This window comes from Klebsiella grimontii, from assembly GCF_900200035.1.
GTDB classification, from domain to species: domain Bacteria; phylum Pseudomonadota; class Gammaproteobacteria; order Enterobacterales; family Enterobacteriaceae; genus Klebsiella; species Klebsiella grimontii.
In genome coordinates this window covers 53,593-78,857 of record NZ_FZTC01000026.1, presented here as the reverse complement: position 1 = coordinate 78,857, position 25,265 = coordinate 53,593, and the positions used below count along the sequence as shown (strand labels likewise).

Annotated in this window: 19 protein-coding genes; 10 read left to right on the top strand and 9 right to left on the bottom strand. The window is 46.3% G+C overall.

Annotated features, from left to right (window positions below):
• From KOSB73_RS24470 to mobI, 7 genes are read right to left on the bottom strand one after another with little or no spacing between them, the layout of a single operon-like run.
• Entirely contained in the window at positions 1-1,137 is a 1,137-nt protein-coding gene (locus tag KOSB73_RS24470; RefSeq protein ID WP_064371195.1) for a S49 family peptidase, read from the bottom strand.
• Between the two features lie 8 nt (positions 1,138-1,145).
• On the bottom strand, positions 1,146-1,820 hold the full coding sequence (locus KOSB73_RS24465; RefSeq protein ID WP_077268330.1) for an IncC plasmid conjugative DNA transfer DtrJ family protein: 675 nt from the start codon (positions 1,818-1,820) through the stop codon (positions 1,146-1,148).
• Positions 1,821-1,843: 23 nt separating this feature from the next.
• Positions 1,844-2,932, bottom strand: a complete 1,089-nt coding sequence (locus KOSB73_RS24460) for a hypothetical protein (protein WP_064371194.1) — start codon at positions 2,930-2,932, stop codon at positions 1,844-1,846.
• 2 nt (positions 2,933-2,934) lie between these two features.
• Positions 2,935-5,061, bottom strand: a complete 2,127-nt coding sequence (gene traD, locus KOSB73_RS24455; protein ID WP_064371193.1) for a conjugative transfer system coupling protein TraD — start codon at positions 5,059-5,061, stop codon at positions 2,935-2,937.
• Positions 5,058-7,946: a MobH family relaxase gene (gene mobH, locus KOSB73_RS24450; RefSeq protein WP_009653253.1), complete on the bottom strand. Its 2,889-nt coding sequence runs from the start codon at positions 7,944-7,946 to the stop codon at positions 5,058-5,060. The genes traD and mobH overlap by 4 nt, the downstream gene beginning before the upstream one ends.
• A 15-nt stretch (positions 7,947-7,961) precedes the next feature.
• On the bottom strand, positions 7,962-8,804 hold the full coding sequence (locus KOSB73_RS24445) for a hypothetical protein (RefSeq protein WP_223290602.1): 843 nt from the start codon (positions 8,802-8,804) through the stop codon (positions 7,962-7,964).
• Entirely contained in the window at positions 8,804-9,268 is a 465-nt protein-coding gene (gene mobI, locus KOSB73_RS24440; RefSeq protein WP_009653245.1) for a conjugative transfer protein MobI(A/C), read from the bottom strand. Before mobI ends, KOSB73_RS24445 begins: the two co-directional genes overlap by 1 nt.
• A gap of 621 nt (positions 9,269-9,889) precedes the next feature.
• Between mobI and KOSB73_RS24435 the strand changes: the two genes are divergently transcribed.
• From KOSB73_RS24435 to KOSB73_RS24410, 6 genes are all read left to right on the top strand, one after another.
• A complete protein-coding gene (locus tag KOSB73_RS24435; protein ID WP_042927819.1) occupies positions 9,890-10,645 on the top strand; it encodes a hypothetical protein in 756 nt (251 codons plus the stop codon).
• 192 nt (positions 10,646-10,837) lie between these two features.
• Entirely contained in the window at positions 10,838-11,368 is a 531-nt protein-coding gene (locus tag KOSB73_RS24430; RefSeq protein WP_042927821.1) for a hypothetical protein, read from the top strand.
• Positions 11,358-11,912 carry a hypothetical protein gene (locus KOSB73_RS24425; protein WP_223290603.1) on the top strand — a complete coding sequence of 185 codons (555 nt, stop codon included), beginning with the start codon at positions 11,358-11,360 and terminating at the stop codon, positions 11,910-11,912. Before KOSB73_RS24430 ends, KOSB73_RS24425 begins: the two co-directional genes overlap by 11 nt.
• A 415-nt stretch (positions 11,913-12,327) precedes the next feature.
• Entirely contained in the window at positions 12,328-13,371 is a 1,044-nt protein-coding gene (gene traF, locus KOSB73_RS24420) for a conjugal transfer protein TraF (protein WP_009653234.1), read from the top strand.
• Positions 13,355-14,764 (top strand): conjugal transfer protein TraH, encoded by a 1,410-nt coding sequence (locus KOSB73_RS24415; protein ID WP_042927830.1) that lies wholly within the window; start codon positions 13,355-13,357, stop codon positions 14,762-14,764. The genes traF and KOSB73_RS24415 overlap by 17 nt, the downstream gene beginning before the upstream one ends.
• 1 nt (position 14,765) lies before the next feature.
• Positions 14,766-18,692 carry a conjugal transfer protein TraG N-terminal domain-containing protein gene (locus KOSB73_RS24410; protein ID WP_009653229.1) on the top strand — a complete coding sequence of 1,309 codons (3,927 nt, stop codon included), beginning with the start codon at positions 14,766-14,768 and terminating at the stop codon, positions 18,690-18,692.
• A 296-nt stretch (positions 18,693-18,988) separates the two neighbouring features.
• Here the strand turns inward: KOSB73_RS24410 and KOSB73_RS24405 are convergent, their stop codons facing one another.
• The gene (locus KOSB73_RS24405) at positions 18,989-19,261 is read right to left on the bottom strand and encodes a hypothetical protein (RefSeq protein ID WP_071532273.1); all 273 of its coding nucleotides are present in this window, start codon (positions 19,259-19,261) and stop codon (positions 18,989-18,991) included.
• 310 nt (positions 19,262-19,571) lie between these two features.
• Between KOSB73_RS24405 and KOSB73_RS24400 the strand changes: the two genes are divergently transcribed.
• Entirely contained in the window at positions 19,572-22,925 is a 3,354-nt protein-coding gene (locus KOSB73_RS24400) for a DEAD/DEAH box helicase (protein WP_159459618.1), read from the top strand.
• A gap of 137 nt (positions 22,926-23,062) precedes the next feature.
• Here the strand turns inward: KOSB73_RS24400 and KOSB73_RS24395 are convergent, their stop codons facing one another.
• Complete coding sequence (locus tag KOSB73_RS24395; RefSeq protein WP_009653227.1) at positions 23,063-23,662, bottom strand: lytic transglycosylase domain-containing protein; 600 nt, start codon at positions 23,660-23,662, stop codon at positions 23,063-23,065.
• A gap of 133 nt (positions 23,663-23,795) precedes the next feature.
• Between KOSB73_RS24395 and KOSB73_RS24390 the strand changes: the two genes are divergently transcribed.
• The 3 genes from KOSB73_RS24390 to KOSB73_RS24380 are packed head-to-tail and all read left to right on the top strand — an operon-like array spanning position 23,796 to position 25,225.
• Positions 23,796-24,524: a thioredoxin fold domain-containing protein gene (locus KOSB73_RS24390; RefSeq protein WP_009653217.1), complete on the top strand. Its 729-nt coding sequence runs from the start codon at positions 23,796-23,798 to the stop codon at positions 24,522-24,524.
• Positions 24,525-24,540: 16 nt separating this feature from the next.
• Positions 24,541-24,870 carry a hypothetical protein gene (locus KOSB73_RS24385; RefSeq protein ID WP_009653221.1) on the top strand — a complete coding sequence of 110 codons (330 nt, stop codon included), beginning with the start codon at positions 24,541-24,543 and terminating at the stop codon, positions 24,868-24,870.
• A gap of 13 nt (positions 24,871-24,883) precedes the next feature.
• On the top strand, positions 24,884-25,225 hold the full coding sequence (locus KOSB73_RS24380; RefSeq protein WP_009653225.1) for a hypothetical protein: 342 nt from the start codon (positions 24,884-24,886) through the stop codon (positions 25,223-25,225).
• The last annotated feature ends 40 nt before the right edge of the window (positions 25,226-25,265 follow it).

The window sequence follows — 25,265 nt, the reverse complement described above, 5'->3', positions numbered from 1 at the left end:
TCACCTCACCGGGCTGGTGGGATTCAACGCACCGGACAGCGTCTCTTTCAGATTAACGTCCAGGGACAGCCCCAGCATGCTGCTTAACGTGGCTTTTGGCGCGTTATAGTCTCGAAAACGTGTGGTGCCATAGACGATGCTCAGCCGTTCACGCACCTCAGTGCTGGTGGCTGTATCATCGATAAGGCCAAACTGCTTCGCCCGGTCACCCAGCCAGAAACGCCCTGTGTAGAGCAGTTCTTTATCCGCCTGTTCACGGGAAAGTAACTTTCCTTTGCGGCCAGATTCGACATCATGAATAAACTGTTCATGCATTTTGTCGAGCAACTCACTATGCAGAAATGCTTTGGTTTCGTCATCAATGGGACGCCATGGGTCAAGGGATGCTTTATAGGCACCGGCCGTTAACGGTTCGTTAGCCACGCCAAGGCGATCCATAATCCTGGACACATCCCAGTGGTCCATACGTACGCCGATACTGCCGATAATAGCGTTAGGATCTGCATAAATGGCATCTGCCGATGAGGCGGCGTAATAACAGGCAGAGGCGCACATATTTTTAATGCTGACGATTATCGGTCTGACGTCACGGGCTGCTGCTGGTAATTTTCCGTTTCCGGTCCCCAGTGCTTTAAGGAGTGCCTGTTTAACTTCGTCGGCTGGCGCTGGTTGTGTGTCATTTTTATTCGATGACTCAATCTGGCCTGAATTATCTATAGTGATGCCCGGAGCCCCATGAAGGGATGCCCTCAGCGCATTTATTTCCCTGTAAATATTGATGGCGTCAGACGGGCCGCCACCACCAGATTCGGCATCGATGAGAATCGCTTTGGCGTGGGGATTATTCCACGCTTCGCGTAAAGCACGGGCAATAATAACCCCATCACCTGTAGGGGTGCCTGTTCCCATTTCACCATGAATACGGATGACCGCAATATGGTCCGCGCCTTTCCCGTTCTTCTGTTTATCCTGATACATGGACCAGCCACTATAACCAGCAAAACCAATACCAATTATTGTCAGGACCATTTTTGATAACACATGCGATTTATACAAACGGAAAAATTTCTTACTTTCACGTGATACCACATCCTGAACAGAACCTGTTTCAGGTTGAGGTGGCCTTTTTTTGAACATATATTTCCTCACATGAGTTTTTGGTAATGCGCAAGAAGCCGGTTAATGGCAATAGCAAGCAACGCCAGAGCAAGCGGCGGGAAATACTGTGTCAGCCCGTAGAATAAATTCAGGTTAGGGACGACCAGATACGCAAATAACAACACGCCGATTATCGTCAGCGAGCGGAACCAGAGGCGGTAGAGCTGAATTGTAACATCACCAAAAACAAATCTCTTCATTTTCCACTGGTAATAACCATCCAGTGCTAAGGCTATCATCAGGGGCAGGAATGTGAAAAACCAGCCTACCAGCAGATACCACCGGTAAATGGCCTGGTACATCATTAGAGGGATGTTTCGGGCTGCGGTATAGCTCGGGCTCATGAATTTGTTTACCGCAAGGTTCATCCCCTTCGCCGGTTTTGTTTTATCATCCTCGGGTAAAAGAACTTTATTTATGTAACTCGTGAGATTTAATTCTACAAAGAGATAATTAAACGTCTTTTCCGTATTCTGGGTCACTTTCTGCCATCTGTTGACATCCATAAGCGATTTGCTGGCGTTCACCTCCGCTCTGATATCTTTATAAAGGGTATTCGTGTCCTCCAGATAAACGTTGAACAGAAAATAAATCAACAGACCCAGCCCTAACCCAAAGCGCAGCATCGTCATGCGCTGCGCCGCCATATCTTTTTCAGCCATTAGATTCACCTGCAGGTTTGTTATTAATCGGAAAACAGTCCGGTCCAGATGGTAGCCAGACGGATGTTCGTTGCTCTGTCGAGGTAGTGATTCTTCCAGCCATGAAGAATGCCCGAACAGGCAAGGTCATCTGATGCGATCAACCTGGATATCAGAGAAAAAGTTACTTTTCGGTGCACGTCTGCATTTTTCCAGCGCACCTGGCCCGGGGAGGGCATATAAACCGTATCTTCATCTACTGGACGTAAACGAGAGAACTGGCTAAACGGCTCAGACCAGGGGGTCCACACTGCGCATAATGCATTTCCATTAAACCGGACGGGGAGGGACAATACCGACGCGGAGAACTCATCGAGAACCGACTGAATAATACAGCTCTTGCGGTACATCGATGGCTGGTGGCGGTTGCCCAGGATTGAAAGGTCAATGACCCGGTTGAAAAGAGAGGTGTATTCATCAGATGGATCGCACAGGTTCCCGCTCCATAAAAGTAACTTTTCTTTCAGGCCGGAGATAAGGGCATCCTCTTCGAAAATGCCAAGGTCATGCTGGTGGATGTCGGGCACCTTGCCGTTTCGTTTACGGCGCATCACCTGATATTCAACCTTTTCAGGCATGTCTAGGAAAAGGGAAAGTAATCCTGAGATATCGACAAACGCGGGTAACAGGTACCATCCCAGCCGCTCTGAGTTAACCTGGATAAATGCCATGCGTTCCTGATTGGTATCGATCTGGACGTCAACCCTGTGGCTCTTAGCCATGCTGGCGGCCAGCAGCTGACTGAGCCAGCCGGTGAAAGGGCCCTGCGAGACTGACCAGTTGTAAGACACTTCCTTATCGTCGTGCGTCACGATGGTGACGGCATACCGTATGATAAAAAATTCGGACAGCGTCCGGGCCAGCACATCCAGACTCTCAATGGTGTCATGGGCATACACCTTATAAAGATCACCGGTAAGCTTCTGTGCATATCGCGACAGTATTTCCGGAAGGGACTCATCGTCAACATCAATGCCGTACTGTTTCAGCGCCTTATTGGCGCGTGAAATATATTTAGGTTGAGTTGAATTCATACTGAGCAAAGATGCCCGGGAAACCTGTTTACGCTCCATAATCAGACCACCTTTTGTGATTTACTCAGGATTTCATCAACATTGAGATTACGTCTCGTTTTCAGTTTGTGAGGTGATTTCATAACCATATCGACTAAACTGGTCGATCTGCGCATTGACTTGCCCGGTATGGTTATCGGCATCTGCCCCACGATTTTTCGCCCGTCCTGAAGGCAGGCTATAAAATGAAGAGTAGGTATCATTGAAAGCAACTCCTGTGGAATTGCACTCACCATCGTGGTGGATTTGCGTTCGGAAATTGAACCATTAAAATCGGTATGTGACTGTTTGGTGCCCGCGCTGGTGGTGTAGGTGACCTGGTTCATTGAGACGTTGGCCTGGCCCACTTTGGTCAGGACAAGTTCCTGTGTTTTAGCATCGGTAACACGAGTGCAAATGTAGTTGTTGCAAAGCCCGGTGATACGGTCAGCTGTATCGGCGCTGGTTTCCGATACAAAATCTGATATGGTTTGGGTCGAGATAAACAAAGCTATCTTGGCTGCACGACCCTGTGCAAGCAGATTTATCATCTGCATATTGATGGCCTGATGAGCCTCGTCAATAAACATTGAGACACGCGGTGCTGCTGATAAATCAGAAGCCGTGTTATAGCGGCTACCCGCCTCTGCGGCGATGTCCGAGGTAATCAGTTGCGAAAGGTCACGTGCTGTCTTAGGGTCAGACAGACCATCCAGCGAGATATAGAGCACACCGCCACTGTTGAAGAGCCCGTGGCTGTTTACGATGATCCGCTCCGGATTGTCTACGTCATTTGCCGAAAGTAAAATATCCATCGGGCTTTGCGACAGCCGCTTGAGCATTGGCATGAGGCTGGCAGTGACTTTGTAGTAGTGCGTTTCATCACCCGCGATATATTTGAAACACTCCAGAACAGTATCCATGCCATACATTAATTTGGGAGAGTTATCTTCAAAGTAGTTATTGTAAAAATAACCCTGAAGTTGCTTCATTTCGTCCGCCATAGGCAGATTAGGAGAGGTCTGAACAGTTAAGTGCCAATCTGTACCAAGATGGTGTGCATAGAATCCTCGCAGAGCATTTCGGGTTGTAACGAAAAGTCCTTGCCAGGAGCGTATTGCATAGTAAATATTTTGTAAGGTAGGTTTTTTACCACCAAGTTTCAAAGCTCCAATGGCTGTGGTTAAAAGACCTTCTGCAATATTAATAAATGGGTCATTTTTACCATCGGTACCTGAAATGATACTCATGATACGCGCTGAAAGATCAGTATCCTTAACGTAGTTAGAGCTTACATCATAAGAAACAGACTTTGATGGCGTTCCAACATGGAAATGCAGGAAAGGTTTCCCGAGGCTATCACACTCATCCTGAAGTCCTGCCTTCCACTGATAATCATTCTTTGGATCGACGACCAGGACAATGTGCCCAAGATGAAGCATCGAGCTGGACAAAAGTCGCTGAAGAACGGTTTTTCCGGTACCGACGTTACCTGTGATAAGGGTATGACCAAAGAAATTATCTTCATTGACGAAAATAGGAACCTTTTTATCCACGCCGAAAATAGAATAGTTCCCGCCGAGGTCAGTCGCGAGTTTACGATAATGACGGGTGATGGGATTCAGCACAAAAGGTAACTGAACTTCATGTAAATCACTGGAGAGGTTATGAACCTGGTAGGTCCGTTCTGAGTGTTCCGGTCCCCATTTGAAACCGTTGCATAAAAAGGTTGTACGCTGGGGGAGTTCCACCTTTTCTTTCCTGCGTAAAAGTCGATTAACCGGATTCTTCGCGGGAGCGCCACCGGTCTCCTGAAGGGTAGCCAGCTTCTGGTATTTCCGGTCATCGGCAAAGTAATGTGCGTTGTTAATCATTCGAAAATCTTCAAGAGACAGGAAATCCATAGAACGATGAAATAAACGCCAGTGTGCCCTGAAAACAGGAACACCATGCCATATCCGCCAGCTGGCAAAGGCAATTAACCCGAGGGAGCAATAGAAGGGGATCTCGCTGAATCCATGTGTCTGACTCCATGAATCAATAAGCACATAGATGGAAAAAAGGACCAATATCACGGCGGAACGAAACTCCAGCGCAGGGCGGTAAAGCATCTCCTGAGTGTGTAAATTATTGCGACTCCGGCGTTTCATAACCCCTCCTCCTGGTGATTAAAGAAAGCAATAAATTCGTCATAAAAGATATTGTTGCGCTGTGCGCCCTGTTGAATGTCTTTCAGGCGGATCATGTAGTGTCGGATAGGTCTACCAAACCCCACCTTTACCTTAGCAATAGGGAATTGAGAAAAAGCAGAGCGGAGTTTTGCTAACTCATCCTGATCAAACCCCCATGAAGCGATATCTTCAGTGATTCGAAGCCGGAGGCAAAAGTTGATATCGGTCACCACGACAGTAAGCAGCAATTGTCTGACCGTAATTGAGGTGTTATTCAGTCTGATTTTATTTAGGAGTGTGATGATCGTATCAATATCAGATTGAAGGGTATCGCTGTCAGTTGCACCAGCAACCTCATCTGTTGGCAATGGAAGTAATTCAGCTTCCTCAATATTTTCTGTAATGACAATCGCCGGGTCCGTAATAATATGATCCTGTCGTGCAAACAGCTCTTCAAAACCACGATTGATTTCACTGAAGCCTTCCTGTTCCTGCTCATCGGCCGCATCAACAACCGTGGAATCCGTAGAATTACCCGTTACAGATTCAAGGAGTTGCCGGTTTTTCGTAAGTTCACCCGCTCCATGGATGTCAGTTGACACATCAGGCAGTTCCCCCCTCATCTGAATAGCGCTGTCATCCTGTGAGTACATATCGTAATCCCCCCATGACTGGTCCGCGTCATCTGTCTGAATGTCAGGGTATTCAGATGGTGGTATATCAGACGGCTCAAATTGACTATCTGTAGCCACGGGCAGCTCTTTTTCATAACGTTCAGGAGGAAGTGGCTCAGGATAAACATCGGTTTTTAATACCGATAAATTAAATGCTGATGCAGTCTCATCCGGTGTCACACCACCAAATAAATCTGAGGAAAGCAGAGGCAGCATCTCAACAGATTTTACATCGGGTTGATGACGTAGCTGAATAAGCGAAACCTCATTACTGAGCTGGGTATATCGTTTTCCGTCATTGGCCGGGACACTAAATTCTTCATTAATACTCCCGATTCTGAGCGAGAGTGTAAAGAGCTCAGACTCCATTAACTTAGTATCATCAAGGGGGGCAATAGACCGAATGTAACTGTCGGAGACGTGCAGCAGACCATCAATTAGTGCCATTTCAGACGGCGTAATCGCATTGTTATTAAACTGATGCTGTAGACGGGTTATGTATTCTTCCTTTGTAATTGCTTCCTTCTTCTTCTGTTTCTTGCTGGTGTTTTTTTGTTTGTTTTCTTTCTGCTGAGTTTCCACTTCCTCACTTGAAACCTGAGGGTTAGTGCTGTTCTCTTCGTCTGAGACGGAATTATCTTGATCAATGCTGACTGCCATTTCCTGCGCATTCTCAGATTGTTCAGCTGGTTTTGAATCAGGTTGTGGTGCATCATCCGGTGTAACAGGCTCATCAGTAAGATTACCATTACCAAGCCGAATTGATTTGATACCAATTGAGATCGGGCGAGTGTAAATCGTGTCATTACCTTTACGGTCGACATACACATAATCGTTCGTGTCATTGATACTAAATATCCCCGGAAGATTCTCTGGGATGACATCGTATTTAAACAGGAAACCTACCCATTTTATTTTTAAAAGCGAGTACCAGCTCAGGCCTTTGATGCCGTCACTAAACATTCGTTGAATGTCCATCTCAGTAAATTCACCGCGATGGAAAAAGTGAGCAATGCGTTGATCTCCGTATGGTTCTATATAGCCGCCATTCACTAATAAATCCGTCAGTGATTTTCGACCAATCTCGCCGTCCGGGAAATTAACACCCAGTTTTTTGAACTGATTCAGTATGTAATCAAGGGCTGTGTGTTCATTGATGTAAACAGCCCCTCCGATAATCATAATATGAACGGGAGAGGGACCATTCTGCCCGGCGAGTGTAGGTGATGAATCGAAGCCGTTGATGTTAAGCGCACTAATATTATCTTTTATAATTGAAATGGCACGAGCTGCGGTATCGGATGCACGAATGCCGGATTGCTTATCATAACGATAACTTGTGTCGGTACCGGTAGAATGCCAGTCGGCGGTCCTCATGCAACGGGATATAAAATCATCGCTGGTAGTGTAATTACCTAGGGAGGCAAGCATTTTATCGTACATTCGTTCTTTGACGACGTCACTCAGGTAATTCAGGCAGGTATCGTTCAGGCAACGTTCTAAAAAAACGGGAGCCCGTACAGAGTGGTCATTCGCAGTTCTTTTGCGCCATATTACTTCATAAGACATAATACGATTCGTATTAGCCCAGTCCATCAGGCTGGCTGAAAGTGGACGCCACGTACTGTTAACCCCTGGAGTTGAAGAAATAACGTCAACGTCAAATATTTTTCCTGCGTCATGTAACAGACCACAAATAAACGCAGCATAAAGGTACCGCCGTTTACGTACCTGCTCTTCATCCTGTAAACCAATAGGGCTAAGTTCAGTACTGTACGCGAATTTTAAAGCCAGAAAAGCCGTCTCCAGACTGTGTGTTAATAACCCCCCCGTACCTGCATGGTGATGATTCTCTGAGGCGGGTAGAAGGTGGATCCAGCGCGTAAATTCCATCAGTGGTTTGATAATCAGGTTCGTGAATGTATATGCTTCATCGCTCAGGTCAGAATTAGGGAGACCGATATACATATTGATTTCCTGCAACCGATTAGCATGGACAGACAGAATCTCACGCTCTGAATAGAGTGTTATACCCGTTGGCTTACTTGGATAGTCGAGGTAGTTTTGCACGTCCTTATTAGGCGTGTGCGGTATGTCATACTCATCATCCGTATCATAGACAATTTCATAGTCAGGCCCTCCGAAGAGGGCGACCCTAATTTTCATGAATAAACTGGATATAATACTCATATCAACCTGTTTGCTTTATTGTGCCGGGACAGGAGCAACGGAAGGTCCTGTTTTACCAGCCGCCTTTTCCGGGTTGACTGACGCGGTTTCAGTCTGTTCCGTTTTTACCGCAGCTTTGCTTGCATCAACACCAGAATTCATCTGGTCATCAGGCAGTTCTGGTTCAGGACCCTTCGTGATGGCTTCGGATGATGGATTATCCGGAACTTTGGTTTCGAGGCTGGCGATATACAGCTCAACAGATTTAAAACGTTTGATGTTTTTGATGAATGGAAGTGCATCGTATTTACCGGAAGCACGGTTCTCCGCGTCAAGTATTTTGGTAATTGAATCCATGGCGGCCTGCAGGGAGCTTAAAAGCTGCAGGATAATACGGTCATGCACCTGCTGGGTGATTTCACCGAATAACCACAACTGGTGTGCCTGGCGCGTCATGACATTAATGGTTGAGATAATATCCAGTAACTTGTAGGTCAGTGGATGATTCCAGCGAATTTCAAATTCCTCGTAGTTGTACCCGTCAAACGACGAATCCTGCACCGGAATTTTCGAAAGGCTTTTATCAATCTGCACTTTGTAGGTGTTTACATTACCTGACAATTCAGTATAGATGCCTGTCAACCACTTATTAACTTTTGTGCCAGTCGTCGGGTCTGACTCGACCAGGCGAAAGATATTATAAATTGCATTAGAGATCGCGTTGAACTGGCGAAGGCGGGCGCGGTTCTTTTCATGGAAATGCAAATAAAACACGCTGGATAGCGGTTTGAGTTTTGTGATGACCATGCCCAAAGCGCGATTATTGCCCACGTTTCGCTGAGTTCGTGGAGTGTTTCTCTGTGATGTATTTTCAGCCATTATAATAACCTCTTCAGTTTTTCAAGACGCTTGATGTCCGCAAGTCTGCGCTCATGGTACTCATGCAGTAATTCGCGGATGGGTATAATTTTCTTTTCTGTTTCCTGAATCATCTCCAGCTCCCAGTCCAGAGCTTTAGGAAAACAGCTAACACTGTAACCGCCGAGTTTAGGTTTAACGAGAACCCCGTAGTGTTCAATTCGATTTTTAAACCTGGGGGAGAAATCTTTCCAGGAAATAGTAACTTTTTGGGATGAGCCCACTTTTCTTATCACTGGTGCAAATCTGCCTGGATTGAATTTTCCTCCATTCGCGTAGGTTGTATCTGATATCAACTTGTTCCTGGCTTTCCATACATTCCAGTACTGATCTAGGACAAGGGTGGCTTCCTGTTTCAGCAATTCGATATAGAGCACAGCGTTACCAATGACGGTTTCCTGGTGAGCAATAATTTCTGAATTCATGCGTAGTTCCCTCCTGCCCAAAAAGATACAGGAATCAGGAACGGATTTTCTGAACTAACAAGCCGGTTATTAGTTTTTTTAAAATTTTTTTCTATACAGACTGAGCCGAGAAAAAAGTAACTTTTGGTCCCTCAGGGAAGGATGCCGTCAAAATGAAGGCACTCAGAGCGTTTCCGTTGTGACGAGATGTCCTGAATCAGAAGGTTTTCAGAGCACGCAGAGGAAAAAAGTAACTTTTAACTGAGTGTTGATAGTATCCCTTATACATAAGTAACTATTTTGACAAAAAGTACTCATGAGCCATAAACCATTTTCAGAGCTTCATTAGTACTTTTTCCATAAAAAAGTACTAATGACATAGTTTTTTCATTAGTACCTTTTCCACCAAAAAGTACTAATGAAAAGTCGGTTTTTTAAGGAATTTCTAAAAAAAAGTGCCCAATGTTATAAGTGCCAATTCGTTCTATCTTGCCTTGAGGCTTTATCATGGATAGTATCTAATAATATTAGTACCAGTTTTGTTGTTCTCTAGCCTGGATAGCTATGATATAATCATAATGTTTACGGAAAACACATACCGCTATAGCAGATATAGATGCTTGGAAAGAGCCCGGAGAGCGTATGGTCATACAACCCAACGTACAGACTGACACGGTCGTAAAAGCTTTTCTCCGTTCGGAGTTACAGTTAATACGGAGTCAGCAAAAACTGATGTCCGTGTTACCACGTGAACTGGCATCAGACTATCGCTATATTCCAGAGATCCTTCTCGGGCGTTTTTTTCATCCGACTACGGATTCCCGACTTAATCGGATTGCGCAATCAGAGGAGCGGCCTGGCAGCCTGTTAATACCACGAGTAAACGGACAGCAAGTTTCCTGGAATAACCTGATAAAACAAATTCGCGACGACTCTCAGTACCTGAAGTTTGAAACATACGGCAGGCCTTTTGACAGTTCAGAGCTTAAACCAAATGCGTCATGCGAATTATTTAGCGGAAAGCAGTATGTCTATAAACCTGCGGATCTGGAGTTGTTTAGAAAAAACATCGTCTCAATACAGATGAATTTCCTTGTCAATCTGTGGAACCTCGTTAGGTTCAATCCGGCATTTGTTCGCGCCTATCTATCGTTATCGAATGACGCTTTTCAGATGCTGGCCGATACAGAGATGAACGCCTTTGTTGAGGTGACAAACGTTGTTTTGTTTCCACGTTTCATTCAATACGATTCTGGCCGTCGTGATGTTAAAGTCTTTGCTTGGGCCTACGAGATAATGTCTGATGTTCTAGATGGTTTTATACCTCGTGAAAATATTGAGAATCTGCGCATTGAATTTAGCTTAAAAGAATCAATTGAGAAGCTAAAAACATTTTAAAGATTATACGAATCAGGTCGACTTTACAGGTTGTGCGCCAGGATATGTCAAAGCACGGTCAGTTCATTCGCAAAAAAATTGATAAACGTTAAACAGAATATCGTTAAAAAGTAACTTTTCAGAACCGCCAGGGTATGGAACTTCACCGTGCCATTGTGCCAACTCAGGAGCAATGTTAGGAGATTGCGGATAATGGCTATAAAGAAAAATGAAGTCAGCTACCTGAACCAGATCGCAAGCGCGTATAAATTAGTAGAATTCGATGCCAATAAGTACACAATAGCGCATCTCTATGGTCGTAAAATTGCGGACAGGCTGGAGTATTCCAGAACGGCCAGTTCAAGACGGGGGGTTGGATCATGGCTTGGAGATAAGTATGCCATGCTACTTTCTAATGTCGTCGTCAATCACGCTATTCATATTTTCGGTTATGATCCACAAAGACCCGATGAATCAACGAAAGAAATGGATTTCAACGCATTAATTGATTTGTTAATTGATACGGGTTATTCACCTGATATCTACCCACTAAAAATCAACAAAATCGTCGATGTTCTTAATGGGATGTCTGAAGCAGACTATAAAGATTTCTGTCTTGTCTGCAACAAGCCCTACATCCATTCACCATCCGGTTTTGACTCCTGTCCGACATGTAGTGCTAAAAAATGCAAAGTCGCTATCATGCGTTATTCACAGTCTGTTGTTCCCTTTGATGAAAAGTGATGATGAGGTCATGGAAAATCAACTTTTACACACTGCAAGCACAATCTGTCATATATCTTTCTCGGCAACTGGAATTACAACACCTTCAGATGCTCGGGGCTTTTATCATATGTCTGATTGCATCCATAATCGGTTACGAACACTATCACCAGATTTGAATGTCCGTTGTGCTTCCTATTTATATCTGCCAGTAGTCCATACGGCATTAAGAGCAGAAGATCTAAAAAGATATTTTCCTGATAGTACCATCCAACTCGTTCACGAGCTCACACCATTAAAAAGAGCAACCTGTCCATCGGGGAAAATCAGGTTCGATAAAGAGCTTGATGCCTTGTTTTCTTCCAGTTCCGCAGCTGTCAGTATTCGTTTAGCAGAATACCTTTCAAGCCCTTCCCGCTTTTTACGCATGATAAAAAATCCTGACCGCAAGACCCGTATAGAGGAAATCCTCACGACAAGAAATTGCAATTTATCTCACCAGTTAACTCTTCTTATACAGGCAGAGGAAACGGTGTCACGGATTGCGTTGGCTAAAAAAACCTGACGCCATTAATCGTGCTAACGATATACTTATCATTGATAAATCATATGTGTGTTTTATCATTTAAGATTTTTCTTTATTCTTCGACTTCAGGATGCACTGCCCATGCCTGATACAGAGAATGAATATCCCCCACTAAAATCAAAATTTCTCAGTTTAATTTTTCGCGACAAATCAGAAGTGATAAAAGTCTTTTTGAACTGATGTGAGAGGGGGATTAAGTGGTTACTATGAGATGTTGCAAAAAGTCAGTTTCCTCCCGCCTCCTGTGGAGCGCCATAAAGTTCCGGCAACATCCTAATGTGTGAGCAGGGAACAACATGAAAGAAAAATCATTCCTTTTTAAAAAGACCCCTGTTATCCAGGAAAACTGATTTTTTTTTATGGGATGATAATGCTATCCATCAAGGGGTAGCATATGCAGATCACAAAAAAATTTATCCTGAAAACCATCATTAGCTCATTGCTGGTGCTTTCTACAACGTCGGTGGCCGAAACTCAGTATGCCGGAACAACACCATTTGTTTCAGGCCAGTCACTGAAAAAAGGCTTTTTCTGGTATAACGACAAAGAACCTGTTGAGGAAGAAGAACAACAGGACCAACAACCATTATCAGGTTCTCCCTCCCATAACCAAAATGAAGAACTAAAACTTGATTCACGCTGGCTCAAAGAAAACCTGCTGAATCTTCGTTTTGCGGCGATGGACAATCCAACCGATGAGAATCTGTCCCGCTATTATACTGCTAACCGACTCATGATGGATATTGCCACCCGCTTCTCTGACCGAACCAGAGACTATTTCATTAATAATCCCATGATGTCAGAAAAAAGGCGTCAACCAACCGAGACCGTTGCATTAAATGCGCATCGCGCTGGACTTGAGGAAAATCAGCAAAAAGCGCTTTCTTCCATATTCCAGAAAAGTGGTCTTTTCTTCTTCTTCCAAAGCACCTGTCAGTACTGTCATGAACAAAGTCAGATTCTCAATTTCATGCAGAACTATTATCACATCGATATTATGCCAGTTAGTATTGATGGACGTCCTTTACATAACGGCATATTTCCTCGTTATGGTCGTGCCACTATGGAAATGATCAAACAGTATGCCATTACGGAAGTTCCTACCGTTTATCTGATGTCAAATGACGGATCCCAGGCAACAAGAGTAAGTACCGGTCTGGTCTCAGCAGAAGAGTTAAAGAACACGATTATCCTGGCCGCAAGAGGAATGAACCTGTTGGACGAAGCATCATTCCAGAATACCCTCGATATTAAAAAACAGTATGTCCTCGGTGACAGGGATGTACTGACGGTTAATAAGATGAGTTATGAGCAGGATCCTTATCTTCTTCAGAACATAATGGATAAAAAACTCAGCGAATATGACATGCCGACGACCGATAAGGTTGATGCAGGTATCACTGCAAATGAAGGGGGCTACAGTGGCTACTTACATTAAAAAAGTAACTTTCCTCAAAAAGTTACTTTTATCGGCCATGTTCTTTGGCGTGTTCTCCATGCAAGAGGTCCACTCTGCCAACGTCATGGAGGGCATATTCAAAGGTATGGTTGCCTCCACAGATCCGGCAACTGTCCGAACCGCATCGAGAGTAGGGGCTGTTGGGGGGAGTTTTTCTTACAGGCAGCCTCAAGTCAACACTAACCTCGTAAATGTGAGTTTCCCTAAAGCTAGTGTCGGCTGTAACGGCATCGATATCTTTCTGGGCAGCTTCAGTATGATCAACGGTGACCAACTCGTGCAGATTGGGCGTGGCATAGCGCAGGGCTCAGCCGTCTACGCCTTTAACACTGCGGTCTCCGCAATTTGCGCCGACTGCGCAGCTATTATTGCCAACATTCAGGACAAACTCGCCGCGCTGAACAAATTCGCCAAAGACAGTTGCAACGCAACGTACGAATTTCTACAGAACGGGCTGGGTACTCCGCAGGAGTTTACTCAGAATATTGGGCTCGGCGGCGGCGCTGTTGACTCTATGGTGTCCGGTCTTTTCCCGGATTTCGGTAGCACCATGAGTCAGTCTGCCAGTGACGTAAACAAAAAGAACTATGCAAAAGATCCAGAGGCCTTTAAAGAAAAATATGCGGGAAACATTGTCTACCAGGGCTTCATGAGTATTGATAACGGCAATATGAATGTAGGTGGTGTGACTGAATTAACGGGTTATAAATTAGCTGAACAAATCATGTCACTGACGGGTACGCTTATTGTCAGTTGGGACAGTAACGGTGAAAACTCTGCGATAACACCGATCCCACCAACGATGAAAGCTTCAGACTTCATAAAAGGCACTGGTTCAAGCAATGTTAAAATAAATGTCTGCAACCCGGCACCTGATTTAAGCAGCAACAAGAAAGCCCAGTGTCTTGAAATGCGTCAGGATTCTACACAATTCAAAGGTCTTTCTGAAACCATTATAGAGACATTACTTGAAGTTCAGCGGGCTGTGAGAAATGACACTGAATTGTCACAAGATCAACGTCGATTAATCGGTATGTTGGGAATAAATAATATCATACCAACCCTACAGACGTTGTCTGCTGCTGAGGGCGTTCAGTACATCAATGATATCAGTACGATAGCGGCGAAAAATTTCACGATCGAGCTGCTTAGTAATGTCCAAAATAAAATGACAAATATGACGCTTCCTTCTGAGGCGATGACATCATTTAAAGACCAACTTGAAAAAATAAACCAGACATTCAGAAACCAAATCCGCAGTGCCTCTGAAGTGCAGTCCATTCAGAACACAGAGGAAAAAACAGTTCTGGCCTACTGGGATATGGCATTCGTTAAAAAACGCACTTATGGTGATAGCGGGAACGGGGGCTGATATGAGTAATTTCACGATATACACCATTGGTGAAATTGATTTCGTCTATACGGCTTTTAATGGGATCGCACTGATTTTTTCCAGCCACGGCTCAAATGAATGGATCAAATTTGCGGCTTATGCTGCTGCTATTGGACTCTTCTATAAATCAATGAAGTGGGTACTCGCCCCGAGTAAAACTGATGTCCCAATATTCTCATGGATTATGGGGCTGTTGTTCTATTCAATTGCCGTCATTAAAGCCGATGTCACGCTGGAGTCGGTGAAAACAGGCGAAGTCAGAAATATCGATGATGTCCCGCTTTTTATTGCTGCCTCGGGAGAGCTCACTACCGGTTTATTACATGGTCTTATTACAGACTGGCGGGCAGCGTTTGACCCGCTCACCCCGGTAGGACAGGTCACTGATACGCTGGATGACAGCTTGACACTGGGTCCAATGACCAAAATGGTCAAATATATGGAGTGGGGCGGGGAGTCGAGCGGGTTCTGTCAGGCATTTCCGAATACGATGAGCGGAAGCGAAAAACCGGTGACATTCGATGTGTGCAGAATAATTCAGTCTATTGCCCGAGACTGTATAAAAACGACCCAGGATTCAGAGGTTCAGACAGCACTCAGAGGCGTGGCGTTGAATGAAATCTATGCAACAGACCTTGGGTCCGTAATAAATGTTATGGACTCAATGACGGCCAACAGCCTGAAGACGGCCAGCGTCCCCATGGTGACATCTACCGGACTGCAGTATGCGTCGTGTACGGATGCATGGGCGGCGGTAAAAGCTGCATTCGCCTCGCCTCAAGGCGCTTCAATTATGAGAAATCTTGGGCAGATGAATCAGTTTGTTGCGCCGCAACAAGAGGATAATGGTCAACAAACTGACTTTATCGGCGGTGCGGCCACCACGCTTTTTGGAAGCGCAGGTCAGGCTCACAATATCACAACAGCTGCATTCGTTCTTAATCAGGTCGACAAAGGCGTTCTCCAGTACAGGAAGGCGCTAGGTATAGCGGCAGACTATCAGCTCTTCGAAGCGAGCATGAAAAGAACGAATGCAATGGTTAGTCAAGGGCAGCTCTGGCTCAACATTTCAGGCGCTGCAATATCGTTCCTGGAAATGTTCAGCTACATGGTCGCCCCTTTTGCTCTGATTGCGATCCTGTTTTTAGGGGGGGAAGGTATCGCTTCAGCCGCTAAGTATCTGCAGCTAATTGTATTCGTTAACATGTGGCCGATAACGGCAGTCATGGTAAACGCATACGTGAAGATGGTACTGAATCAACAGTTTGACACATGGACATCGCTGGGGGTTCAGACCACGATGAACTGGGCAAATATGGGGAGCATTCAGGAGACGTACGGCAGCTACCTGTCTGTGGCCTCAGCTCTGTATTGCATGGTGCCGATGCTGACTCTATTCCTGTTGACCACCAGCATTCACCCGATGATGGGAGCGTTGAAAAATGTCACACCTGATGCCCCAAACAATACCGGCCACGTCACACCAGAGGTTTGGTCGGCGGGGAATGCGGGTAAACAGTCCTTTGGTGACCAGACACACACCGCAGCCACTACAACAGGTGGTGGCATGTCGTCAGGAGGGCTTCTGGATTCTCAGACCAGGATGATGCCAACTCTTGGGTTGGGTGCATCGCTGAGTGATACAGTCAGAGCATCAGGCCAGAACTCGATAGGGACCGACAGGACCTCCACTCTCAGCTCAAAACAGGCGTTAAATGAAGCCTGGGCCAGTGCAACACAAGGTAATCGAACACAAACAGCAGGTTCAACAAACCAGGGCGGAATGAAACTTGTCGATGATGTAGCGGCCGGGATGACCAGAAATCTCGGAAAAGATACTGGAGTATCATCAGATGCCCTTAAATCTATGGCGGCCTCTGCCATCCTTAGCGGAATGGCAGACTTAGGTTTAAATTTGGGTGGTAAAGGTGGTGCAGGGAAAGGCGGTGGCGAAGAGGGGGGAGCAGGTTTATCAGGAAAACTTTTAGGGCAGATAGCAGCACGAATTCAAGGAAACAGTCAATTATCTGACGGTGCGAAAAAAGCCCTCACTGACAATCTGATGAGTAGCATGAAAAATGGTGATGGTTTTTCTAAGGACATAGCTAAGCTGGAGTCCAATGTGATCCAGAATGGTTTCTCTGACTCTGACAGTTACCAAAAAACGGCACAGAAGATGCAGGAACACGCCCAGGCTGTCACTAATAAAGAGAGCAATGCATTCAGTAAAACAGGTGAACAGGCTTCACAACTTTCAATGAATAGCAGTCTGAACATTGACGGGGCCAAAGTGTCTGACACCCTGAGTAAACCAGCGACAGCGCAAACTGTAGGTGATTGGGCGCAGGCTTCAGGTTTAAATCGTGAAGCAGCAGTGGGTAAATGGAACGAAATGAAAGGGACATTAAATGGCAGTAACACGCTGGGAGACACGAGAAACGGCAACGATGCATTTGTTAAAATGATGTTTAACGAAGCTGAAAAACTATCTCGTATGGATTCTGGTGAGACTGTTGCTCATAATCTGGGCGATATTAAACAAGCCTCTCAAATGCTTAAAAATGCTGTCAGTATCATGGGTGCCAATGCCGGGATTATCTCGCCTGCGACAGAGAAACTGGATCAGTTTGTAGGGCTGGGTACTGGTGGCAACTATGCCAGCGGGCAGGAACAGGCACAAACAGCTCCGGACACGTCCGCAGTGCCTTCTGCAGGACAAGTTTCTGGTAATGTTTCTAATCAGCAGGGTGCTGTAACCGGTGGGCTCGCTCAGCGAGAACAGGCTGCGAAAGCACAACCAACAACGGAAGTTGGTGGAATGACAGCTGGCACACTTAATGAGGGCGATGGCAGAGCTCACGTAGCTAATACCAACGGGGAAAATAACGGACAAGTCCATACTCAGGCAGATTCGCAAAAACTTCAAAGGGTCGAAGATACGTTACCTTTGGGGAACGTCAATGAGACCATAGACAAGGCTAAACAGGCAGCGGATACCGATAGTCCATTACAATCCGTAGTTGCAGGCACACAAAGTACAGTTCTGGGTGATGCAGAAACAAGTGATATCAATGCCTCGACTCAGCAAACGATGAGAGACATGCAAACGCATGATATGCCGAGAAGTGCGGAGACTTTCAGCCCGTCCGGGAACAAAGAGAAAGACTCCAAAAACGCCTTAAGCCAGGCGGCGTTACACTCCGAAGTTGCCCGCAATCAGACTGGTGAGGCCAGAGAAAACAGCCTTAAAGAAGCTGAAGCATGGCGTTCTACATTCAACCAGCTATCAGGTCAAAATTATTCATCATCCGATGTTGACCGTGTTTCCCGGTTAGCTTTGAACGGGAAAAATAATGGTTATGAAAATGGGCTTTCGGATGTTGTGAATAATGCCGTCAACAATACCGGCACCACGGCCACCAGAGTACCGACTGGGTCCTCTGATTACGAGCTGGGCGGAGATATGCGCGACAGTAACAGTAGAAGCCCGAACCTGAGGGATAAAGGGCAGGCAGCCAGAGAACAGGTGTTTGATAGCAACCGAACAGTAGCAAAAACGTTTACTGGAGCCGGTTCAGACCGTTATGTCGGTGATTCAATGAAGCTAGAAAACGGTTCATCCGGTCAAACGCTCATCGGCAACATGAGCAACAATATGCAGTTAAGACAGGCCAGCAATTTAGCTGAAAACAAACCTGGTATGACGGACGATAAATTAACCCAGCTTCGGGACGCGCAGGACACAGCAATGAGGACTGTCCAGAATAAACTGGCTGAAAACCCAAGATATGGGCCAGAAGCAGCAGCCGCTTACCCTGCATTTATCGCAAGCTTACCGGAAAGCATCGGAACCACACAAGGCCAGGATTTTGCGAAAGAGTTCTTGGATAAGCATCGAAAAAACTAATTAAAAGGCCCGTTTAAAAGCGCTGATCCCCATCACACACTCAGCGCTAATAAACACCATATTTCGGTTGATTTTGGCGAGGTGATTTGAACGGTGCTGAGCACCGTTCGTTTTAATATTAGCGAAGTATGGCGTAAACACGCTCCACTACAGGGCATACTGAAAGACTCGTTTTTACTCTGGCGAATGGTTTATCTGATGTAGACAGGGAAAATGTTAAGAGAAAAAATGGCTATTTATAACGATTTGCGAAGACTCTTTGTTCTTAAGTACAAAACTGTCCAACAATATCAAGGCTAGTCATCATGTCTCTGATTTTGTTCTTGTTCATAACACCAATATTCAGTCGAACGTAAATCTGTAATATCATGTTGATCATATTCAACCGGATTACGATAAGTATTGTTTGACGATTCCGAGACAACCCTATCGGTATCTTTCTCACGGGTACCGAAGAGCGGGTATTTGCGTCCTACAGTGATGTAACGATATACAAGCACTGCTAGGCAAAAGACATAGAAGAGCCCTTTGAAGTCGGAAAGTTCAAATCCAAACAGTTCGTACATCATTGGGTAGCCCTCTGTTATCTCTCATTTGATTAGATTATAAACTATTTAAACTCTCCTCCAACCCACTATTTTCATCAAGTCCGGATGCCGCCTTATCTCAAAAGGGGGCTTTACAGCCCATATCCTATGGTGTATCCGTTGATACAGAACCGTTTTTATCCATTAAGGGCAGGGGTAACCTGGCATAGCCCCGGAAAGTTACTTTTCAGCCAGAATGCGTGAGGGCGGGTTGAGTTAATGCGGTATATAGCTGCTTTATGACACAGGGATCGCGTCCCTACATAAGCCTGGACAGATGAATGAGGTTTCAGTGAAGGAAAGCTTACAAAAGGTGCAACATGTCTTCCGCTTCTGGAAAGCTATTGAGGCACTGACGCCACAAAGTATTGATAAAGAAAATGCTCGTGACATAGATAATCCAGCGTACATGGTGACATTCGACGGGCTGCTTCCCTGGACGGATACAGAGCATGTTCGAAAACCCGTCCCCTCAGGCAAGGTCTGGCGTTACTCCGCTCAATGCGGGATCTACAATATTTCGGTCGTAGCCGATCAGCTTGAAGAAAAGCTTGGTGCCCATGATGACGTCGCTGAAAGTCGGAACACTGGCAAAAGCCGGTTGTTCGATGTCAGTTTCAGCAATAAAGGTATCCCCCAGGCCACATCATTCATGTTGTCAATGCCCGCATGGGCTGCTTCACAGGTGTTAAATCATGACCAGGGTGTGAAAGCGTTGAAAACACCCGTCAGTCCGGACTTGACGGGGCTTCCCGCGCTGTCAGATACACTCCCGATGATGGACAGCGGATTCCCTGAATTTGATCAGCTGACCCTGCATATTATGCAATGGATTGATGCTGAAGCTGTCCGTTTACAGCGTGACGAGCTGGCAGCTGATGTTGCCTGGATTAAGACGCTTGGCGAACTGGTACTGGAGAAGACCGGTTTCCCTTATGAGGCAATGGAGCAGCATGCTATCTGCCTTGTTAAGTGCGCCACAGTCAGGATCTCACAGAATAGCCATGAGGTGAATCTCTCCGTTGAGAGTACCAAAACGAACTCAGCCAGCAGCAGAACAGAGGGGAAAGGAAAGGAAAAAACCAAAAGTGCTGTACCGGATGATCTGATAAACAGCTTTTACATTCATGAGATGGAGGCGCTCGAAGGACACTGGAAAAAGAAAAATGTTGGCAGAGGTTTCTTTGACTACATGACGTCCGTGTCCCGGGAGAACAGGCAGGTAACGGATGTTCGAACCGGGGAGGGGTTAGATGCTGCATTTGACAGACTGCGTCCCACGCAACCGCCGGTCGGCACATGGCCCTCTCTATATCCGTTAGCGTTCAGCCAGCAGTTAGCCGTTAATGAGCTGTGGCGTAAAAATGCTGAGACACCCGGTATTTTTGCTGTCAATGGGCCACCCGGCACAGGAAAGACAACACTCCTTCGTGATGTGGTGGCCGCAGTCGTCACCGCGCGTGCCGGTAAACTGATTGAGCACAAGAACAGGGTTTTCTTAAACAAAGGCACTTTTACATGCGATAAGAAAACCATCCCCTTCTTTCCGCTTCACGATTCCATTGCAGGGACATCCATCATCGTTGCCTCTGCCAATAACGGCGCAGTAGAAAACATCTCGCTCGAACTCCCGGGTATTGACGCTGTACCTGAATGGGTACCAAAACAGTCAGATTATTTCAGCGAACTGGCTTCGCACCTGATGGGTAAACCAGCATGGGGGCTTCTGGCCGCAAAACTGGGTAATAAAGAAAACCGGGAAAATTTCCTGAATACTTTCTGGTGGAAAAAGCCCGATGAGCGGAATCAAAAACCGACAGTGCCTCCGGAGACATTCTCACCCGCCCGGGGTGAAGGGTTGCATTACCATCTTAATTTACTGAAGCCGACGCAGGGAGCCCGTAAACCCGCAATGTCCTGGTCAGAGGCTGTTATTCGTTATCAGAAAGCCACAGTCATCGAAGATGAAGCACGTCAGGAGCTCGTCAGGTATTCAGAACTTGAAGAACAGATAAACAATCAGGAGCAGGCACTCATCCAGTGCGGGGAGAGCCGGGCCTCGATTAATGCCGCTCTGTCAGAACAGAACGGAATATACCTGGCGCTTTCCTCTGATGTTGCCGGACAGGAAGAAGCTGGTACCCGGTTACACCGGGAACTGGCGGAAGCCGATAAACGCGTCCACCAGCATGAGGCGAATAAACCAGGCATACTGATGGCGATTTTCTCACTGGGTAAAATACCGCGAGAGTGGTGGGGGCGTTATCAGCGACTGACCGATGAAATGGATTCACTGCGTACAACACTCGCCGAACATATTAAGGCGTTGACGAGCTCGCAAGCCCTCCGTGATGAAGCGCACAGTCAGACTGAGGCGCTTAAATCGGAGCTGGCGCTTTCTGTCAGCAGAGAGACAGCAATCAGGGAAAAGGTTGCCCGGGATATCTCGGAACTGGCAGAGGCCAGGACCATGATGGGGGATGCCTGGCCGGACCGTAACGCAACGGATGAACAAAGGGAACTGTCAGCACCATGGCTCAGTAAGAGATGGCGGGATACGCGGGAGAGGATGTTTCTTGCGGCACTGGATGTTCACCGCGCATTTATTGAATCTCACCCCGTTGAAATGTCAGCAAACCTGAATCTGGTGAGTGACTGGCTTAATGGTAAGGAGATACCAGATAAACAGGCAGCGCTTGCCCTTGATTCACTGAGTCTGGTTGTCCCCGTTATCTCCACAACGTTTGCGTCTGTTCCGCGCATGTTTAAAAAAATCGGCAAAGAAGCCATTGGGTGGTTACTGATTGATGAAGCAGGGCAGGCCCTTCCGCAGCAGGCAGCAGGAGCAGTATGGCGGGCAAAACGAACGGTTGTCGTGGGCGATCCAAAGCAACTGGAGCCGGTGAGCGGTATTCCTTCCTCTGTCGAAGGGGCACTTGCACAATCCTATGATATTCCAGCCAGCTGGTGGCCGGGTAAAATATCGGCACAGGTGCTTGCTGATCAAACGATGGAGCTGGGAACCTGGCTACCGGATGTTGAAAAAGGGCAGGTATGGGTAGGCTGTCCTTTACGAGTACACCGGCGTTGTGACGATCCCATGTTCAGTATCAGTAATAATATCGCCTACGGCGGGCTCATGGTGCATGGGAAAAAGCAAAGCACGTCGTGTTTGCCTGACAGTGGCTGGCTGGATGTTAAAGGTAAATCATGTGAAGGGAACTGGATCGCTGAGGAAGGTACTGCAGTAGAAAAGTTACTTTTGACACTGAAAGAGCAATACGGCATAGCACCTGACGACGTATTCCTGATTTCGCCATTTAAGGACTGCGCCATGAAGCTCAGAAAACTCGCTTCCCGGACCGGTTTCCGTTCCAACCGAACGGGGACCGTGCACACGACACAGGGTAAGGAAGCGGCCGTGGTCGTGCTTGTGCTGGGGGGAAACATTCAGAAAAATGGGGCAAAGTCCTGGGCGGCCAGCAAACCTAACCTCCTGAATGTGGCCGTGAGCAGGGCCAGACAGCGGCTGTATGTTATCGGGGAGCGTTCACTGTGGGAGAAACATGCCTACTTCTCATCCCTTTCACGAGAGTTAGGGCCACTGCAGGAAAAGATGCATAAGAATGCTGTGACAGAGCCCTGATTTGAACATTTAACGATGTCCATGAGGGAACCGGGCCCCCTGTTCTGGACTGAATGGGGCGTCCGGACATGGCGACACGCCGGTACCGGCACACCCTGCAACGGTGAGATAAAAGTGACTTTTACTGATTGCATCGTTCAGGGTTGTGGCGGTGAGTTGTTCGCGAGCTTACCCGATATCTCTGGCGTTTGTGGTTTTACGCGATCAAGCCCTGTCCATGCATTGAGTTGCATCATTTTCCCGTTACGCTGAAGACGCCGGTTATATCGTTCCATGAACTTGAAAATATAGTTGGCTCTGACGCGTGGGGTTCTGCTGTTATAGTCTGCAATTCCTTCAAAAACATTCCCCTTCCGGTCGATAATTTTCCGGTGCAGCCACCATGTACCCACCCAGAAAGAAGCACAGGGATCATAAGCAAGCTCACGCCAGGTTATCGCGGGGAAGTGAGATTTTACCTCAGCCAGATTTGATGAATTGATCTGCATCGGGCCAATATCCCATGACCCATTGGTGTTGAGTACAAATGAACCAATCTTCCCACCTTCATTATCAAACAGAGTGAAAACCAGGTCACTGTCGATACCAAAAAAACGGGCTGCATCCGTTAAACACTGGTTCTTTACCGCCTCAGGTACGTTTTGGGGCCTCGGGCGATCCTGGGGCGGATTGAATGTGGTGCTGGCATTGACGGTGAATGTTGCGAACAACGCTGCGCCCAATAAAAATTTTGTCATCAACCCGCTCCTCAAAAGTAACTTTTACAGGTTACACGACCTCAAAAAGATTTTTTTCTCTCCCGGGGTAAAAACACCGCCTGGTCGGAAAAATATTTTTTCTTGTTTGGTACAGTAATTCAGGAGGTAGGAAATGATAAAACCTGTTGTTATTGCACTGACATTATTATCCATACCAGCGTATGCCGACGTTGAATTACCCGCTGAAGTTAAAGTAAAACTGGAAGCCCTCGGTATTGATGCTGTCACTGCTGAAAAATCACCGGTGGAGGGGATTTATTCGGTTTTCTCTAAAGAAGGTACCAGTTATGTCACTTCTGACGGTGCTTACATATTTACCGGTAATTTATTCCGGGTGAAAGGTGCTGATGTTGAAAACACAACTGACGAGTTTATCAGTAAAGGGATGAGAGCCTATATTGAAAAACTCGATACTATCACCTACAAAGCGCCTGATGAAAAATATGTCATAGGGATATTTACTGATATCACCTGTGGTTTTTGCCAGAAGCTACATAACGACCTGCAGTCCTATCTGGATAAAGGGATCACCATAAAATACATCGCATACCCTCGGGCCGGTATGAACTCCATGATTGCGCGGAACATGGCTTCAGTCTGGTGTACGGAAGATAAACCGGCCGCGTTGACTAAAGCAATGAAAGGGGATGGCCTGCCTGATAAGCAGCCAACAAAAGCCTGTATGGATTCGGTTCAGGACCAGTTCAATGCAGGGAACATGTTCAGACTTTCAGGCACGCCAGCGGGTTTAAGCCTGAAAGGGGAGCCTATGGTATTTGCGGGTTTACGAGACCCGGACCAAATGCTTAATAGCCTGAAAACGGCCAATCAGAAAAAATAACTCTCCGGGAGAGACGATGAAGAAATTTATGGCAATTGCAGCGGTCGTGGTTGTGTCATTTTCAGCACAGTCCAGTTTTTGTGATCAGAGCGGCTGCAAAGTTACTTTTGTTGATGTCGATGTCGACGGTACCGAAAAACCGATCATGCTGCTTGATGCTGCGGGAACTCCGACGAAGAGTTCTATGGGCCGGGTGTTTGATGATGTAAACACTACCGGTAAGAAAATACAGACCGAAATGAACTCATCAGTATCAGCATCAGCATCAGCATCAGGGCATTCAGACAAATCGTCGCCAGTGCAAATTAACAGGGTGTTAAGCCCGATAACTATCTACAGCGCATAATACGGAGCCTGTCATGGGATTAATAAGAACTGTGGTTTATGTGGGTATCATCGGCGGTATCTTTGCCTATTCACAAACAAAAGACAGCCTTGAAAATATTTCATTCCCGGATGCGGAGTTACCTTCATCAATCACCAGCAATAACCTGATGAAATCATCAGGGCTGAGTGACCATTACGCCTCACTGAAAAACAGCGGCCTTCCTGAACGAATGTCCGCATTACTGGATGATGCGCCTGATATCCGGGGTTCAGTCAATGATGTCGTCATGACGGCCGGAAATATCGATATCCAGAAAGTTATTCAGGATGCCGTGGATGAACTTGAAAGCAGCAGCCGAAAGACCAGTAAATAAATTGTCTGTCGGATGCATCAGTTGCATCGCGTAAAATTAA

Bases quoted from the DNA above. Each gene is read 5' to 3' on its own strand.
- KOSB73_RS24385 (WP_009653221.1), top strand. From the start codon at position 24,541: ATGAAGAAATTTATGGCAATTGCAGCGGTCGTGGTTGTGTCATTTTCA.
- KOSB73_RS24380 (WP_009653225.1), top strand. From the start codon at position 24,884: ATGGGATTAATAAGAACTGTGGTTTATGTGGGTATCATCGGCGGTATC.
- KOSB73_RS24465 (WP_077268330.1), bottom strand. From the start codon at position 1,820: ATGGCTGAAAAAGATATGGCGGCGCAGCGCATGACGATGCTGCGCTTT.
- traF (WP_009653234.1), top strand. From the start codon at position 12,328: ATGCAGATCACAAAAAAATTTATCCTGAAAACCATCATTAGCTCATTG.
- KOSB73_RS24425 (WP_223290603.1), top strand. From the start codon at position 11,358: ATGAAAAGTGATGATGAGGTCATGGAAAATCAACTTTTACACACTGCA.
- KOSB73_RS24460 (WP_064371194.1), bottom strand. From the start codon at position 2,932: ATGGAGCGTAAACAGGTTTCCCGGGCATCTTTGCTCAGTATGAATTCA.
- mobH (WP_009653253.1), bottom strand. From the start codon at position 7,946: ATGAGTATTATATCCAGTTTATTCATGAAAATTAGGGTCGCCCTCTTC.
- KOSB73_RS24405 (WP_071532273.1), bottom strand. From the start codon at position 19,261: ATGATGTACGAACTGTTTGGATTTGAACTTTCCGACTTCAAAGGGCTC.
- KOSB73_RS24395 (WP_009653227.1), bottom strand. From the start codon at position 23,662: ATGACAAAATTTTTATTGGGCGCAGCGTTGTTCGCAACATTCACCGTC.
- KOSB73_RS24470 (WP_064371195.1), bottom strand. From the start codon at position 1,137: ATGTTCAAAAAAAGGCCACCTCAACCTGAAACAGGTTCTGTTCAGGAT.
- KOSB73_RS24410 (WP_009653229.1), top strand. From the start codon at position 14,766: ATGAGTAATTTCACGATATACACCATTGGTGAAATTGATTTCGTCTAT.
- KOSB73_RS24435 (WP_042927819.1), top strand. From the start codon at position 9,890: ATGGTCATACAACCCAACGTACAGACTGACACGGTCGTAAAAGCTTTT.
- mobI (WP_009653245.1), bottom strand. From the start codon at position 9,268: ATGAATTCAGAAATTATTGCTCACCAGGAAACCGTCATTGGTAACGCT.
- KOSB73_RS24430 (WP_042927821.1), top strand. From the start codon at position 10,838: ATGGCTATAAAGAAAAATGAAGTCAGCTACCTGAACCAGATCGCAAGC.
- traD (WP_064371193.1), bottom strand. From the start codon at position 5,061: ATGAAACGCCGGAGTCGCAATAATTTACACACTCAGGAGATGCTTTAC.
- KOSB73_RS24445 (WP_223290602.1), bottom strand. From the start codon at position 8,804: ATGGCTGAAAATACATCACAGAGAAACACTCCACGAACTCAGCGAAAC.
- KOSB73_RS24390 (WP_009653217.1), top strand. From the start codon at position 23,796: ATGATAAAACCTGTTGTTATTGCACTGACATTATTATCCATACCAGCG.